This is a genomic window from Treponema ruminis, from assembly GCF_014201975.1.
In the GTDB taxonomy this organism is placed as follows: Bacteria; Spirochaetota; Spirochaetia; order Treponematales; family Treponemataceae; genus Treponema_D; species Treponema_D ruminis.
This window is the reverse complement of record NZ_JACHFQ010000002.1, coordinates 188,280-204,534: the sequence shown is the minus strand read 5'-3', so window position 1 is coordinate 204,534 and position 16,255 is coordinate 188,280. Positions and strand designations below refer to the sequence as shown.

Sequence of the window (16,255 nt, the reverse complement as noted above, 5' to 3'; positions counted from 1 at the left end):
TGGGGCAGCCAATTTTTTTGTCAATTTTCTTATTTTATAACTGAATGAGCTTCTTCATAATCAGAAAACATCTGATTTATAAGAGCCGGAATGTCCCCGCCTGTCTTTCCTCGGAGCACGTCTTCCAGGGCCTGACCGCTTGCCTTGAGCTTTTCCATGCAGAGCTGGCGGGCGGCCCCCTTTGTGGCGTGGACATAGCTTGCCGCCTCAGTCATTTTGCCGCATGCAATCAGATTCTCAAGGACTGGCCTTTCAAACTTGTTTTCCGTTAAAAATGAATCGACAAGAATCGAAAGCAAATCCTCGTCATTGTCAACAAGCTCAAGGGCTGACTGCCTATCGTAGATTTTCATAGAAATCTTCTCCGTCTTTGTTTGTGATTACGAAACATGGCAGGTTTTCGACTTCAACTAGGCGAACGGCTTCCATTCCCAGATCCTCATAATCAAGAATTTCCTGTGACTTTATGTATTCGCTTGCAATCAAGGCCGCAATTCCGCCCGGAGTTCCAAGATAGAAGGCTCCGTATTTTTTGCATGAGTCAGTCCAGTTCTTGCTGCGGTTGCCTTTTGCAAGAGTGACGAGGGCGGCTCCCCGGCTCATGAGGCTTTCTGCGTAAACGTCCATTCTTCCGGCTGTAGTAGGGCCAAAGCTTCCGATGACCTTTCCTTCAGGAGTGCGGGCAGGACCTGCGTAACAGATGGGGTATTTCGTGCAGTATTCAGGCAGGGCCTTTCCAGAGTCAATGAGCTTCTGCCAGCGTGCGTGTGCGGCGTCGCGGGCAACGAGAATCTTTCCGGAAAGCAGGATTCTTTCGCCAGGTTTTGCGTTTCCAAGTGAAGAAAGGATTGATTTTATGTCGCCGGAGCTTGTAATCTGCTTTTCACTGTCAGCTTTTCCTGAGCCCGTATTTTTTTCAGCGAATTTTACTGCCTCGCTAAATCCTTTAAGTTCTGCCGGATTTGCGACAGTTTTTTCTATATAAAGACCTTCTTTTGTGAGGACAGCCTTTAAGTTCCTGTGTGCCGAGCAAGAGACTCCAAAAGAAATTGGGCAGCTGGCTCCGTGCCGTGGCAGGCGGACTACAACCGCGCTCAAGGCAAACTGACTGCCGCCGAACTGTGCGCCGTATCCGCTTTCTGAGGCGATTTTCATTGCAAGTTCTTCAAGTTCCCGGTCGCGGAAGCCGTATTCATTTGCCTCATAGGTCATGCCGTCGTAGGCACCCATTGAGGCGAGCTTTAACGTGAGAAGGTTCTGCTCCGGGCTTAAGCCGCCTGCGACGATTGCGATTGTGTAGGGCGGGCAGGCACTGGTTCCAAAGTGCTCAAGTTCTTCCTTCATCAATTTTGAAAAGCGTTCTTTGTTGAGGAAGGCCTTTGTTCCCTGAATGAAGCTGGTTTTGTTCGATGAACCGCCGCCTTTTGCGCAGAAAACAAAGCTGAGGGAATCTTTTGGCGAATCCTTTACAAAGCTTGGAAGAGGTGCAAGAGAGCCTTCCGAGTCAAAAATTGAAATTTGGGCTGGAAGATTGTTTTTGGGATCGTGTTCTTCGTAAAAAGAATCCGGAACAGTGGTAGAAAAACGCAGTTTCCGCTCGTCGTAGATTTTTTTAATCCCGGCCGTGATTTCTTCGTGTAAATTTTCTGTTGAAAACTTGCCCTTTTTCCAGCCGAAGACATTTGCGATTCCAGTGTCCTGGCAGAGGGGAAAGGTTCCCTGAGAGGCGACTAGGGCATTTTTGAGCATGCAGGCAGAGACATAGCGGTCATTTTCGCTTGCATCCGGTGAGAGAGCGGCCTTTATCAGCCCTTCAAGATGTTCTTCTGTAAAAGTGAATGAAAGCCGGGCGAATGACTTTTCTGCGGCTTTTGAAAGTGAAGCTTCGTTTGGAATAAAATCAAAATCGATAGGGAAGACTGTTTTTTTCATGAGAAAACTATAGCAGAAAATCAGCTATCTGTCATTGTTAAGCCATAACCTCTTTCACGATTTCTTCCCTGAGTCCAGCATTGATTTAGGTTGAAAATCCGGCTGTTTTCATTTACTATTTAACTGTAAAAAGTGCTGCTTATGAAAAAACTGTTTTTGCTTTTTTTTCTGTCATTTCTTTCTCTTTGCGCATTCTGTGAGCGGGTCATTTCTCCGGTTCAAGGTTCTTTTGCCAACAAGCAGAGTTTGATTCTTGATTTGAGTGACGGTGCAGAGGCTTTTTATTCATATACCAGTACAAATCCGCTGGCTTTTGGCTTTGCCTACGACGGACCGGTTTTAATCGACATGAGCGGTTCTGTTTCCCTTTATATTGCCGTCGTGAAGGGAAACGAAAAAGAGCAGTACCGGATTGATTACACAGTCAGCGAATCCAACCCCTTTGCCAACGATACTTTCGAAAAAAAATTCATTGACCGGGTCAGCCTTGAAAACGTCCTTCTTTGTACGAGTGAAAATATCATCAACGTGCCAAAGTCCCTTCAGTTCTCAATCGGCGATGGCGAAAAACCCAAGCTCTCAGGCGGCACTCTTTCTGTCTCTGCTGACAACAAGCTTTCCCGCTACATTCCCTGCACGGTTACTGACGGAAATCAGCAGTGGCGCTTTATAATTTTTCTTTCGCCTGGCAGCGCTGGCAGTTTTTCCCAGACCTCTGTTCCTTTTAGTATTTCCGACTGGTCTGATTTCACTTTTACAGGTCATAACCTCATCTGGTCCATTGATGACGGCATGTGGTCTGCTTCAAAAGAGTCAGTAAAACTTGACCGCAGTAAGCCCCATGTCGTTTACTGGCAGGATGTTGCTTACAAAGCAGGCAATCCGATTCAGTCTTTCCTTTTGCCTCCCAAGCCTTCCGTTCAGACCGAGGATTTTGACAAGGCTCTTGCCTTCATAATTGACGGTGACTTGCGCTATCGGATGTCAGTTCTTTCGAGCGGAGCAAGCGGCGATTCTCATGCTGACAAAGGCCTCTATACCAGCCTCACTTTTGACACTTTTGAAGGCGATTATGTAAAGGCCACGGCCATTTTTTCCTTTTATTGCGATGGTGTCTATCAGGGAAATATTTCCGTTCCCTATGAGATTGACCGTCAGCCGCCCCTTCCTCCAAAAATCATAGCCAGTGAGCCCGGTGAATATGCCCGCCACGATGTTCAGCTTAAAGTTGATGCCGAGGAAGGAGCAAAGATTTTCCTCAATATTCTTGGGCCTTTCAACGTCAATTCAGCATCTTATCTGGACAATAATTCAGAATTTGACTACATAAAGCCGGGTGAATATTTCCTTTACAAATTTCAGCCTATTGAGCTTAGGGCCGGTATTGAAAAGGCCGTCTGCTACAAGGCTTTTGCCTATGCCGAGGACAAGGCCGGAAACGTGAGTGAAATTACCAGCTATAAAGTCATAATCGATGAGTACAATTACTTTCTTGATGCTGCAGCCCCAAATTTTGCCGCTGATGGAAGCCGCCTGCATCCATATAATTCTTTTGAACAGGCCTTGGAAGTCATAAATCATGGCAAATTCGTGCATTTCTTTGTGAGCGGCAGCGTGAACTTGCCCAAGGGAATGTCCGTGATTTCATCAAACTGTTCCTTCACCGGCATGTCCGACGCCCGTTTTGTCCTTCCTCCTTCTTCCTGCATAATGGTAAAGGACGCGAGCCTTGAAGTTCAGAACTGCGTGATTCAAAAGGACATCGAAAATTCCCAGGAATCCGACCTGCGCTTTCTGCTGCTGGAAAAATCTGCCGCTACTTTCGAGGACTGTGAGCTGCTCGGCAATTTCGCTTCTTCGGGAACGCTGATTTCTTCTGAAGCTTCAATCGTCACTTTCAAAAATTCCGGGCTTACGGTTCAAAGTTCCGTTTACGCCTGTGGCATTTCGGCCGTGAATTCAAAAATCACTCTTAATGAAAGCCATGTTTCTTCGATTGCGGATACGGCTGTCAATTTCAGCTTGAAGGGAGGCACTTTTACCCTCAATTCCTGCGACTGCAAGGTGATTTCTCATTTGGGGCGCATTCTTGAAGCGGGCGGCAGCAATTTAAGGCTTTCCGGCAACAAGTACAGCGCCGATTTTGACCGTGATGCAAGGGGAATCAAGCCCGTCTGGACTGACGAAAAATGTCTAATTATTGAAGACAAGAATAACATTTCGAAGGGCTTTTAAAAATTTTTACTGAGGAATAAAATGATTGAACTGATTTGTGGATTTGATGAGGCAGGAAGGGGGCCATTGGCCGGGCCTGTGACTGCAGGCTGCGTTATTTTGCCCAAAGATTTTCCTTTTGAAATGCTGAATGACTCAAAAAAACTTTCTGAAAAAAAGCGTGAGTCCGCCGAAAAGGTGATTATGGAAAAAGCCTGCTGGGGCCTTGGAATCGTTGACCACGAGACAATCGATCAGATGAATATTCTTCGTGCCAGCATGTACGCCATGAGCATAGCTTACCAGATGATGAGGGCAAAGCTCCCGGACTGGCTTCGTTCTCAGAAAATTGATTTTGACGAGGCAAATCTTGATTCAATGATTTCTGCAATCACAGACGGTACAAGCTGCCCCCAGGTCCCGTGTGCCTGCCGTTGTGAGCCAAAGGCCGACGGAAAATACCCTGAGGTTATGGCGGCCAGCATCATTGCAAAAGTCGAGCGTGACAAGATGATGATGGAATTCGACAGGCTTTATCCCCAGTACGGATATGCAAAGCACAAGGGCTATCCGACACCCGCCCACAAAGCAATTTGCCGCGAAATCGGCATGAGTCCAATCCAGCGGAAGACATTTAAGTTTTAAGCTATTGCACAAAACCGCAAGATATGTTATAAAATGCGAAAGGACGCTTTCGTCCATAAATTCTATTCACATTTTTAAGGAAGGGTCAAAATGAGCATCCGCGGAGAACTTTTTACTACTCAGGTTTTGTTGGACAACCGCTCGTATTTTTTCAACGTCAAGGAAAATCGTGCCGGTGATGTATTTTTACAGATTGTAGAGAGCAAGAAGGGCGACGGTGCTGATTTCGACCGCCACCAGATTTCAATCTTTGCCGAGGACATGCAGAAGGTTCTCGCTGGTCTTGACGACTCCCTCAAATTCATCGAAAAAGAGCGCAAGGAACGCGCAAAACGCCGTGCAGAAATCAAAGCTGCCAAGGAAGCAAAATATGCTCTCGGCGGCTCTGACAAAAAGGTCTACCGCAAGAAGGGCGAAGAAAAGAAAGACGACGGAATCAAGCGCACAGGCAAAGTAATCCACATCAAGTCTAAGAAATAGGGAGCGACGGCGCAGCCGGCAAAAGTCGTGAGACGACTTTTGAGCGAGTCTCGGTGAAGGCTGTGCCTGAACCGTTCAGACTAGAATTCGCTTACAATATCCTTTACTGCTTCGAAAAGCTCGTCCATTGCCTTTTTTGTTGTGGCCGGGCCGAAGCTGAATCTTACGGCGCTGTCCTGAATCTCACGGCTGGCGTTCATCGCGGCTAGGATCGGACGGCTTTGTTTTTTTGCGGAACATGCGCTTCCTGTTGAGATGCAGAAGCCTTTTGCGTCAAGCGCACGCACCATCACGTTTCCTGGAATTCCAAGGAATGCCGCCTGAACGACCCATGGGCTGAAATGAGATTGAGCATCTTCTGAAAAATCTTCGCGAAGGGCAGGGACGAGCCGGCATTTTTCAAGGCTTTTGAGTTTCTTTAAGAAATCAACTGTCCATTCTTTCTGCTTTTCAAAACGATTGAATGCATGACGTTCTTTTTCTATGACCATTTCCATTTCAGAAAGCGAGCCAAAATTTTTGTTTGAGATTTGAATTATCTGGCTTGGCCTTAAAACATTCTTTTTGATGAAAAATTTTTCAAGGCACTTTGCGAATGCCACGGCTCCGAAAAGGTTTTCCGTGCCGCTTCTTATGTTCTGCTCCTGACCGCCACCGACTAAAAATGAATTTACAGGCTTGGAAAGGTAGAGAATGCCGATTCCTCGCGGGCCTGAAATCTTATGAGCGCTCAGGGCTGCCGAGTCAATTCCCTTGTGCGAAAGGTCGAGGGGGATTTTTCCTGCCGCCTGAACGCAGTCTACGTGGAAGTGAGGCTTTTTTTTGCCGTTAGCCCATTTTGTAATCGCGTCTGCAATCTCGCAAACCGGCTGAACGCAGCCTGTCTCGTTATTTACGGCCATAACCGTGACAAAAAGTGTGTCCGGAGTGAGGTTTTCAAGGATTGAGTCAGCTGTGACAAAGCCGTTTTTGTCAGGATTTACGCTTACGACTTCAAAGCCCTGTTTTTTGAGCATGGCACATTCTTCCCTCAAAGCCGGGTGCTCGATTGCACTCAGAATAATCCTGCCTTTTTTGGGCGAGTTCAAAATAGAAAGAAGGGGAATGTGGTCGCTTTCAGTTCCGCCGGATGTGAAAATAACCTGGTTTTTGCTTACGCCCAAAGTCTTTGCACAAGATTCCCTGGCTTCCTCAAGAATTTTTCGTGCGGAAGCTCCGATTTTATGGGTTGCGGAAGGGTTTCCGTCATATTGAAGTGCGATTTCCAGAGATTCGCGAAGTATTTTTTCGTCAGATGGGGCTGTTGCTGCCCAGTCAAAGTAATGTTCAAAATCCATGCAGAAATAATATAAAAAATCTGGAAAATTTGAAATATGTACATTTAATTTTAAAAGTGCTATACTATTGATAATGAAAAATTTAGTGGTTTTGTACGGTGGTGATTTGACATCCCACGCTTTTGAAAAAGTTTTTGGTTCGGAGTCTGCTTTCGAACGTGTTTTGAACTGGGCTTCAAATTTCAGTGATAAAATTATTCTTTTTTTGAAAGACTCGTCTCCTGTTTCCGGTGAGCTTTCTTCAATTATCTCGAAAAATCCCAAAATCGAAAGCCTCTCCCACGATTCATGGACAAAATCACTTTTCATTTCAGAAATTTCTTCCTCACTCAAAAAATACGAGGCTGAGAGCGCAATCATTTCCTGGGCTGACACTCCTTTTTTAAACGAAAAGCTCACTTCAGACCTTATCGAAATGCATTCAAAATATTCCGCTGAGTACACCTTTGCCGACGGTTTTCCTTATGGATTTGCCCCTGAGCTTATCGAGTCCGGCACGGCTTCAATCCTTTCAGAACTCTGCAAGACGAGCTTAAAGGCAGAGGGCGATAAGGCCATGGACAGGGAGGCGGTTTTCTCCGTCATGCGCGGGGACATCAATTCCTTTGAAATTGAAACTTTGATTTCCGATCTTGACTACCGCCTGCTTCGTTTCAATTTTGAATCATCAAGCAAAATCAACTTCCTTGCCTGCAAAAATCTTTACGACGAGGCTCAGGGCCAGAAAATCGATTTTTCCGATGCCTACGCCCTATCAAATCTGGCTGCAAAATCACCTCGCGTAATGCAGACCCTTCCGGCTTTCTACAACATTCAGATTTCTTCAAAATACAATCACAAATATTGCTATTCTTTGGAAGCCGCCGGTAAAAATCCTGCTTCAAAAGATTTCATGGATTTCTCAGACTTCCAGAAAATCCTCAGTCAAATCAAAGATTTTTCTGAAAGCGCGGTAATTTCCCTTTCAGCTTTCGGTGAGCCGCTTTTAAATCCTGAATTTTTGAATTTCGCCCTTGAAGTCATAAATCAAAACGACCAGAGCCACAAAATTCCTCTTTTGATTGAGACGGACGGCCTTCTTGTAAACCAGGAACTTGCATCAAAAATCTCAGAAGCCGCAAAATCAAAGAATGCCGAAGTCAACTGGATTATTTACATTGATTCGGTCGAAAAATTCATGTATGCCGGCCTTCACAATTGTCCGGATTCAGACTTTGAAAAGGCCCTTGCTTCAATTCCTCTGCTCGAAAATCACTTTGAGGGCCATGTTTACCCCCAGTTCATGCGGATGAAGACCAACGAAAATCAGCTTGAGTCTTTTTACCGCTTCTGGAAAGAAAAGGAAAGTCCTTCAAAAGGTCAGCTCATCATCCAGAAATACAATTCTTACTGCTCGTCTCTGCCAGACCTCAAGTCAGCAGACCTTTCGCCTGTGAACCGGCTTCCCTGCTGGCATCTTCGCCGTGACATGACGATTCTGGCCGATGGAAGTGTGCCTTTCTGCTTTCAGCTTGCTTTTGAGCAGAATGCGGGCAATGTCCTGACCCATGGAATCGAAGCTGTCTGGGAAAAATTCTCTCAGGTCCTCAAGGAGCATCTTCTTTTAGTGGACGAACTTAATTCAGAAAAGAGTGACGGTAAATCTGCCGATAATAAATGCGGAATCTGTGATGAATCCTATACCTTTAATTTTTAATGAGCATTTTATCAGCATGACTGTTCTCGGCGGAAAGGAAAGCGTTCCCAACATAAAGATGAATATTTCCGCCATCATCATAAACAAGGGCTGGTCTAGCTTCCGTTCAAAAATGATTGAAAACCTCATGCGCTGCGGCTTCGCTGAAATCATTTCGATTGAGGCCGACAGTGAAAATTACAGCATTGAGGATTTTTCCCGCAAGTTTCCCTTCGTCAAAGTCATTATCCCGCAGGAAAATACGACAGAGGGCGACTTAATCAACATAGGGGTGGGAGAGGCTTCTTCAGAATACGTTCTCGTCCTTCGCGATTCTATTGACTTTTCAAAGGACATCCTCACACCCACTTTAGCTTCAAAACTCACAGAATCAGGCACTTTCTGCATTACGCCCCGTCTTTTGGGAAGAGATAATTTTTCTTTTCCCGTTCTTTTTTCTCCTTCAATCAGAAAGGCTTCCCTCAATGTGATTTCAACTTCTGTCGTTTCTGACGGAAGTCCCAATCTTTTTCCATTTGACTATATAGGCCTTTACCACCGCAAGAAATTCATCGATTTGGGCGGCTATGATTACACGATTCTTTCGGATTACTGGCAGAACCTTGATTTTGCCTTCCGTTCATGGCTTTGGGGTGAGAAAATCACTTTTTCCACGGCATTCAGCCTTTCTTACTGCAATGAAGTTCCTGTTTTGGAGACGGGTGCAAGCCAGTTCTCAAACAGATTCTATTTAAAAAATCTTGTGCCGCGTTTTTATCAGGATCACGGTGCTATTCCAAAATCTTCTTTCTTTGCATTCTGGGGAAGCTCATCATGCGGTTTTTTTGAGGCAAAAGCCCGCTTCCAGGAAGCCAGGGAATGGGTTAGGGAAAACAAATTCAGATTCAAAAGGGATGCTCTCGATTTGGTCGAGAACTGGGGAAATAAATGACAATTATAGCAGCACAATGCAGACTTTCATCAACTCGCTTGAGCAGAAAAGCTCTCCTTCCTTTGGGCGGAAAAACTGTCCTTGACTGGACCCTTGCCGCCATGAAAAAGGTTAAGGCCGATGATTATTATGTCGCCACTGACGAAGCTTCCTTTGAGGAATTAAAGCCTGTCTGTGAGCGGAACGGATTCAAGATTTTTAAGGGACCTCTCGAAGACGTTCTTGCCCGCTATTGCAATCTTATAGAAGAAAGTAAGGCTGATGTCGTGCTTCGTGCCACTTGTGACAATCCCTTCCTTTTTTATGAGGCAGCCCAGTCTCTGGTCGATGAATTTGAAAAACGTTCTGCCTACCAGGATTTTGACTACATCACATACACAGGACTTCCTCACGGCAGCGGAATTGAAATGTTCAAGGCGGCTTCCCTGCTCAAAGCCCGTGCCCTGACAAACCTTCAGTATGACCATGAGCATGTAGGGCCAAGCCTCTACAATCATCCGGATAAATTTAAATCTCTTTTCATTCCAGCTCCTGAGCAATGGAATTTCCCGAATTTGCGCACGACGATTGATACAAATGCCGATTACAAGAGGGCAGAGTCAATCGTAAAAATCATTTCGGGCGAAAAAACAGAAAAAAATCCCGTGGAGGAAGCTTATACAACCGAGCAGATTCTTTCTGCCCTGGAAAATCCTTCACTTTACAAGCCGATTCTCACAGTTCCCTGCGTAAAAAAAGGCAAGGGAACAGGTCATTTGCGCCGCTGCCTCAAAATTGCCCTTGAAACCGGAGCCAATGTCTATATTCCTGAAGACGCAGGCCTTGAAGAAAAAGACGAGCTTATCGAGGATGCAAAAAAGAACGGCTTAAAGGACGAGCAACTTGTAAGCCGCCTGCCAGAAAAAAAGGAATACGAGCTTATCGTGACAGATGCCTTTACCCTGGACCGCGAGCTTGCCTTAAGCCTTTCAAAAGCAGCCCCTGTTATTGCGATTGACGAAGGTTCTTTGAACGCAGACCTTTGCGACTGTCTTCTGGACATAATTCCTTCGTATGGCCTTGCGCGACCTGCAAATATTTCAGATCCTTCATTTGTCTCTCTTCCGGAGCACAAGCGCAGCGAGAAAAAGCCTGAAAATTTCGATGAAATCAAGTCAATTCTCGTCACAGTCGGCGGAGAAGACCCGGCGGACCTGGTTCTTCCGTCTTCAATCGCCTTTGCTTCAAACGGAAAGAAAATCACCGCAATCGTTCAGAATCCCGAAGAATCAGCCCTTCGCGTGACCGACGAAGACTTGCGTAAGAAAATAAAATTCATTCAGCCTGTCCACAACTTAAAGGAACAGCTTTCCGGCTACGATGTTGTCGTAACTCACTACGGATTCACGGCCTTTGAGGCTCTTGCCGCCGGATGTGGCGTAATCTTGCTTGGCACGACCCAGCTTCATGTCAATCTTGCTCAAAAATACGGATTCGCCTGCCTGCCACAAGGTCAGATTAACGCTGAAAATGCGGCTGAACTTTTGAAAAACGTAAAAGCCCTTTATCCTGATTCTCCATTTTTAAAAGAGGGAGCCGGCAAAAAATCCCTGGGTGACTTTGTAAAAATGCTTGCAAACGGCAAACGCTTTTCTTGCCCTGTCTGCCGTGACGAATCTTCATCTGTCGAAAATCCTATTGTCGCCCGCACGACTCTGCACACTTTCCGCCGCTGTAAATCATGCGGAATGCTATACATGAGCTGGACTCACGCTACCGAGAAAAACTACAATTCCTCATATTTCTTCGAGGACTACAAAAAACAGTACGGAAAAACTTACCTCGACGACTTCAAGAACATCAAAAAACAGTGCGTCCGCCGCACCAGCGTGGTCGATATGCTTTACCGGGCCAACCACAAGGCCGTCACCCCTGCAGTTCTGGACATCGGCTGTGCCTTCGGTCCCTATCTTGATGCCGCAAATGATGCAGGCTGGCAGGTTTTCGGCACCGACATCTCAAAAGAAGCCGTTGATTACGTTCAGAACACATTACATTATCCTGCAACAACCGCCAAATTCCCGGAATTTGACCCGGCTGATGAATTCGGAGTCAAGAATTTCGATGCTGTAACGATGTGGTATGTAATCGAGCATTTCCAGGATTTGGACAGCGTCCTCAAGGGAGTTTCAAAAATCCTTAAAAACGGGGGAATTTTTGCCTTCTCAACACCGTCTGCAAGCGGAGTTTCCGGCAGATTCAACACTCAAAGCTTCTTCCAGAATTCTCCGACAGACCATTTTACCCTCTGGGAGCCGGGAAGGGCCGCATCAATCCTCAAAAAATACGGATTTAAAGTCTGCAAAATCGTCTCAACCGGCCATCACCCGGAGCGCTTCCCAAACTTAAGGGGCCAGAAATCAACTAGCCTCAAATTCGCCCTCTATTCAGGTGCAAGCCATTTCTTCGGGCTGGGAGACACATTCGAAGTTTATTGTAAAAAAGAGCGGGAGATATTCTGATGTTTGAAACAAAAAAAATCTTGATTCTTGGTGCAGGACTTATGCAAAAGCCTGCCATTCTGGGAGCAAAACATCTTGGTTACAAGGCTGTTGTCGTTGATGCCAACAAAAATGCAGTAGCCGTTCCCCTTGCTGATGAATTTTACCCGGTAGACCTAAAAGACCGCGAAGCTCTTTTGGAACTTGCAGGAAAATTGAATAAAAAAGGCGAGCTAAAAGGCGTTTTCACAGCCGGAACTGATTTTTCGGCAAGCGTTTCCTATGTTGCAGAAAAACTGGGCCTTCCTGCCCACGCTTTTGAAGCCGCCCTTAATGCCAGCGACAAGGCAAGAATGAGGGCCTGTTTTGAAAAGTCAGGCGTTCCAAGCCCGAAATTTTCTGAAATTGACTCTTCTTCTTTTGAAAATGTAAAGAAGTCCCTTGAATCTGGCGAAACGGAACTCCCCAAGGTAGTAAAGCCCTGCGACAACATGGGTGGCCGTGGCTGCCGTCTGGTCCGCAATAATGATGAATTCCAAAAGGCAGTCTCAACCGCAATCAAAAATTCCCGCACTGGCCGAGCAATTTTTGAGGATTACATGGAAGGAGCTGAATTTTCAATCGATTCAGTTGTCTACAATGGTACGCTGACAATCACGGGATTCGCTGACCGCCACATCTTCTATCCGCCATATTTCATCGAGATGGGACATTCCCTTCCTTCGCGTGTGGATTCAAAAATCAAGAACGAACTTATCGCAACCTTTGCGCTGGGAATCAAGGCTTTGGGCCTCACTTGCGGAGTAGCCAAGGCCGACATCAAATATACAAAAAACGGCCCTATGATTGGTGAAATCGCTGCCCGGCTTTCAGGCGGCTACATGTCAGGCTGGACTTTCCCTTATTCAAGCGGAATGAACCTGACTGAAGAGGCAATGAAAATCGCACTTGGTCAGGAACCGGACTATCTTCTTTCAAATCGCGTTTCCCTTCCCTGGCAGCCTCACGAGAGCGTAAAAGGCAAGGAACAGCCCTTTGAACTTTATGAAATCTCGTCAACTTTGGTGAGCGCGGAGAGGGCATGGCTTTCAATTCCTGGCAAGGTCTCAAAAATCTACGGTCTGGACGAAGTTAAGCAGATTTACGGAGTGCGTGATTTACTTCCCCGAGTCAAAGAGGGCGACAAAGTTGACTTCCCGCGAAACAATGTCGAAAAATGCGGAAACATTATCGCTGTTGGAATTAACAGTGAGCAGGCATATAAAAGTGCGGAAGAAGCGGTTTCTTCCATTACATTGCGCCTTGAGCCAAAAAATCCTGAAACCGAAAAATTCCTGAAAGGCGAGTGCGAGAGCGATGAAAAGGGCTTCCCGCCGTCAGCCTTTACCTTCTGCCCAAATGAGGTAACGTCACAGAGCGTAGGCGAGGGGACAAAAATCCCTGCCGGTCAGAAAACAATCGATTATCTCCCTGAGACTTTGATTCCGCTGGCAGATTCCCTGAAAGACTGGAACCACTGCACTCTCAGGAAGACCCTGGAAAAATTCGACGAAATCTGCCCTGATCACGCCGAACTTGACGGAAAAATCTTCTGGAGCGCCATTTTGCGTGGCGGCATTCAGGGCGCGCTTTATGTAGCCGACAATATTAATAAATAGCAGTTTACAGAACTATGAAACGACTTGTAATTCTTTTGTTAACAATGATTTCTCTGCTCAGCCGCATCTATTCTCAGTCTGCGGGCCTGGATTTGATTTCCGAGTCAGAAAAGCTTGGAGCTGCCGTTTACTGGGATTCCCTGAGCGGAACCGGACTTCTAGAAAAAAACGGCCATCAAATTTCATTCAGGGCTGGAGACGGCTTTGTCCTTCAGGACTATAAAAAACTTGCCCTCACTGACGCACCTGTCGTAAGGGACGGAGTTTTGTATGTAACCAAGGGCTTTTTGGACAGCGCAAACAAGCTTTTCAAGACTGAAACGGCCGAAAGCAACGGTTTCAAAATCGGTGCAATTCTGATTGACCCCGGCCACGGCGGAAAAGACCCTGGCGCTATGATGACCCATAAAATCAAGGGAAAGAGCATCACGGTCAAGGAAAAGGACGTAAACCTGGCAGTTGGAAAAATGCTTTATTCCCGCCTCAAGGCCGCCTATCCCGACAAAAAAATCCTCATGACCCGCAATACCGATAAATTCCTCTCCCTTGCAGAGCGGACCGAAATTGCTAACGGCGTAAAGCTTGCCGACAAGGAAGCAGTTCTTTATGTGTCAGTGCATGTAAATTCTTCCCTGGACAAAAAGGCCAGCGGCTACGAGGTCTGGTATCTTTCACCTGGTTACCGTCGCACTGTCCTCGAAAAGACCGGCGACGTTGACAAAAATCTTTTCAATGTAATGAATTCCATGATGGAAGAAGAGTACACCACCGAAAGTATCCTCATTGCAAAATTCATCATGGACGGAATTGCGGCTCAGGTCGGAAATCTTTCAAGCCCCCGCGGAATCAAGGCAGAGGAGTGGTTCGTCGTAAAGAATTCAAACATGCCAGCCGTTCTGATTGAGGTCGGATTCCTTTCAAACGAAAAAGAGGCGGCCCTTCTTGCCGATAATTCTTACTTGCAAAAAATGTCGCTTGGAATATATAATGGCTTGTCCGCATTCGTGACGCATTTTGAGCGTTCACGAGGATTTACAAACCATTAGCCGGGCGCCCCTGCAATCCCTGGCGCATTGGATTTTTTCAGGAATTTATGAACATTAAAAACATTCTGAGCCTAATCAAAAAACATAAAAGCTCACTTTCAGCAGCTTTGGGAATCGCTGTATTAATCTGTATTTCCATTCAGTTTTTTTCACATTTCGGTACGAACAGACGGAGCTTTGAGTATCCTCTTGCCGGTTCCAAACGCAATAAAACCGAAGTCCGTTATCTTGCTTCCAAGCCGGTTCAGGGAAAGGTCTGCCAGTATGTGGATGAACTTGTCCTTGGCCCGTCATTTTATCGCGGCCGACCTCTTTTCACTCTTGGAACAAGGGTCGAATATTGTTTTCAGCGCGATAAAACGCTATATGTAGGGCTTTCAAAGGAAGCCGCACTCCAGGGCAATGGAGCCGTTCCCTGTGATAAAGGGGCCGCCATGCTCAAAAAAAACATCAAAAAGAATTTTACAGGCATCAAATCTATAGAACTTTTTATCGACGGAAATTTTATAGCTGACTGAAAATCGATTTAAATTTTTGTTGACAAAACGTCTTAGATATAAGATACTGTAGAATATACAAGGCTACATCAATTGAGTAAAAAGGAGCTTCAAAAATGAAGAAAACTTTAGTTTTATCGGCAGCATTGATGACACTCGTTGGACTTTCTTCTTTCGCAGAGGAAAGAACTCTCATCGATTTCACAACGCTTAAAGCAGACATCGCCGTTTATCCACAGGACTATGACGGTGAGAAAAAGGAGAACCAGAACAAGCGTACTATTATGGATTACGCTACAGCAGCTGGTGCATCTTTCAGCGCAGAGCAGAAGGATCTTATGAAATCTTCTCTCGCTCTCGACCAGTGGGAAGTTGTTCTCAACAGCTCAGCACGCAGCGTAAGCAGCCTGGCTCAGTCACAGGTTAAGCCTGCTCCAGTTAGCAGCAACTCAAAACAGCCATTCGCTGGTTCAGACGTAATGGGTGTTCGTGTTGTTTTCCCAACAGGTGCATACAACTCAAACGCTAAAATCGTTCCACCGTTCTCAATTCCTGCTTATGAGCCATATTCACAGGCAGATGACAATGGCGAGCGCCAGAAGGCAGAGTCTTCAGAAGGCGGCGAGTCATCAGGACCAAAATGGTTGTTCGAAGCTGATGATCCATCAGACAAAGCTTCTCCTGCTTACGGTCTCGTAAAGAACGTTGGCACTCTCAAAAAGATTGCTGTTACAACAATGGGTATGAACTTCCCACACGCTCTCTATGTTCTTCTTGGCGACACAGACAATGTTACACGCCGCTACTTCATGGGTTACCTCGGTTTCGACGGATGGAAAACTCTTGAATGGAACAACCCAGAGTACATTTCAGAAGTTCGCACTCGTGAAATCCGTGTATATCCAATCTACCCACGTGGCGAGCCATTCGTAAAATTCGAAGGCTTCCAGGTTTGCCGTGATGCAGCTCACGTTGGTGATGACTTCATCGGATACTTCAAAGACGTAAAAATCATCTTCGATAAAGCTAACCTCACATCAGAGCGCGACATTGCTGATGAAGACCTTTGGGGAATCATCGGACGCAAAGAATCTGCTCGCCAGGCTCTCGAAATGTCACGATTCGGTAACAAACAGGTTAACCGCTACATCGAGAAACAGAAGATGGCTACTGAAGAGACATTCACTTCTTCACTCTCTGAGGACGGAGCTTCTAACGCTCAGTCTAACGGTGGTCAGGCAGCTAACGCTCAGTAAGTTTCAGTAGTATTTAGATACAATTGACGCTTGAAACCGTCTGCTAAGGCAGGCGGTTTTTTTATCTTTAAATAATTTGCTTG

Annotated in this window: 13 protein-coding genes; 10 read left to right on the top strand and 3 right to left on the bottom strand. The window is 45.9% G+C overall.

The genetic code is table 11. The features are described from left to right. Positions 1-29 precede the first annotated feature (29 nt). Together HNP76_RS03315 and HNP76_RS03310 are read right to left on the bottom strand one after the other, a co-directional pair. Positions 30-353: an Hpt domain-containing protein gene (locus HNP76_RS03315; RefSeq protein WP_184657480.1), complete on the bottom strand. Its 324-nt coding sequence runs from the start codon at positions 351-353 to the stop codon at positions 30-32. Next, on the bottom strand, positions 337-1,932 hold the full coding sequence (locus tag HNP76_RS03310) for a FumA C-terminus/TtdB family hydratase beta subunit (RefSeq protein WP_184657478.1): 1,596 nt from the start codon (positions 1,930-1,932) through the stop codon (positions 337-339). Before HNP76_RS03310 ends, HNP76_RS03315 begins: the two co-directional genes overlap by 17 nt. Positions 1,933-2,073: 141 nt before the next feature. On the opposite strand from HNP76_RS03310, the gene HNP76_RS03305 reads away from it, so the two are divergent. The 3 genes from HNP76_RS03305 (at position 2,074) to HNP76_RS03295 (ending at position 5,271) form a co-directional block, all read left to right on the top strand. After that, entirely contained in the window at positions 2,074-4,167 is a 2,094-nt protein-coding gene (locus HNP76_RS03305; RefSeq protein WP_184657476.1) for a hypothetical protein, read from the top strand. A 21-nt stretch (positions 4,168-4,188) separates the two neighbouring features. After that, a complete protein-coding gene (gene rnhB, locus HNP76_RS03300; RefSeq protein ID WP_184657475.1) occupies positions 4,189-4,791 on the top strand; it encodes a ribonuclease HII in 603 nt (200 codons plus the stop codon). A 90-nt stretch (positions 4,792-4,881) separates the two neighbouring features. Then, entirely contained in the window at positions 4,882-5,271 is a 390-nt protein-coding gene (locus tag HNP76_RS03295) for a DUF3276 family protein (RefSeq protein ID WP_184657473.1), read from the top strand. Between the two features lie 80 nt (positions 5,272-5,351). On the opposite strand, the gene HNP76_RS03290 is transcribed toward HNP76_RS03295, so the two are convergent. Further along, positions 5,352-6,608 carry a cysteine desulfurase family protein gene (locus tag HNP76_RS03290; RefSeq protein ID WP_184657471.1) on the bottom strand — a complete coding sequence of 419 codons (1,257 nt, stop codon included), beginning with the start codon at positions 6,606-6,608 and terminating at the stop codon, positions 5,352-5,354. Between the two features lie 73 nt (positions 6,609-6,681). Between HNP76_RS03290 and HNP76_RS03285 the strand changes: the two genes are divergently transcribed. The 7 genes from HNP76_RS03285 to HNP76_RS03255 all read left to right on the top strand — a co-directional run bounded on the left by HNP76_RS03285 (position 6,682) and on the right by HNP76_RS03255 (position 16,172). After that, positions 6,682-8,304 (top strand): spiro-SPASM protein, encoded by a 1,623-nt coding sequence (locus HNP76_RS03285; RefSeq protein WP_184657469.1) that lies wholly within the window; start codon positions 6,682-6,684, stop codon positions 8,302-8,304. Further along, positions 8,279-9,235: a glycosyltransferase family protein gene (locus HNP76_RS03280; RefSeq protein ID WP_184657467.1), complete on the top strand. Its 957-nt coding sequence runs from the start codon at positions 8,279-8,281 to the stop codon at positions 9,233-9,235. The genes HNP76_RS03285 and HNP76_RS03280 overlap by 26 nt, the downstream gene beginning before the upstream one ends. Continuing rightward, positions 9,232-11,736, top strand: coding sequence for a cytidylyltransferase domain-containing protein (locus tag HNP76_RS03275; RefSeq protein ID WP_184657465.1), 2,505 nt, complete (start codon positions 9,232-9,234; stop codon positions 11,734-11,736). The genes HNP76_RS03280 and HNP76_RS03275 overlap by 4 nt, the downstream gene beginning before the upstream one ends. After that, positions 11,736-13,373 (top strand): ATP-grasp domain-containing protein, encoded by a 1,638-nt coding sequence (locus HNP76_RS03270; protein ID WP_184657463.1) that lies wholly within the window; start codon positions 11,736-11,738, stop codon positions 13,371-13,373. The genes HNP76_RS03275 and HNP76_RS03270 overlap by 1 nt, the downstream gene beginning before the upstream one ends. Before the next feature lie 14 nt (positions 13,374-13,387). Next, positions 13,388-14,419 carry an N-acetylmuramoyl-L-alanine amidase gene (locus HNP76_RS03265; protein ID WP_184657461.1) on the top strand — a complete coding sequence of 344 codons (1,032 nt, stop codon included), beginning with the start codon at positions 13,388-13,390 and terminating at the stop codon, positions 14,417-14,419. Between the two features lie 47 nt (positions 14,420-14,466). After that, positions 14,467-14,937 (top strand): GerMN domain-containing protein, encoded by a 471-nt coding sequence (locus tag HNP76_RS03260; protein ID WP_184657459.1) that lies wholly within the window; start codon positions 14,467-14,469, stop codon positions 14,935-14,937. Between the two features lie 95 nt (positions 14,938-15,032). After that, positions 15,033-16,172, top strand: coding sequence for a flagellar filament outer layer protein FlaA (locus HNP76_RS03255; RefSeq protein WP_184657457.1), 1,140 nt, complete (start codon positions 15,033-15,035; stop codon positions 16,170-16,172). Positions 16,173-16,255: the final 83 nt, after the last annotated feature.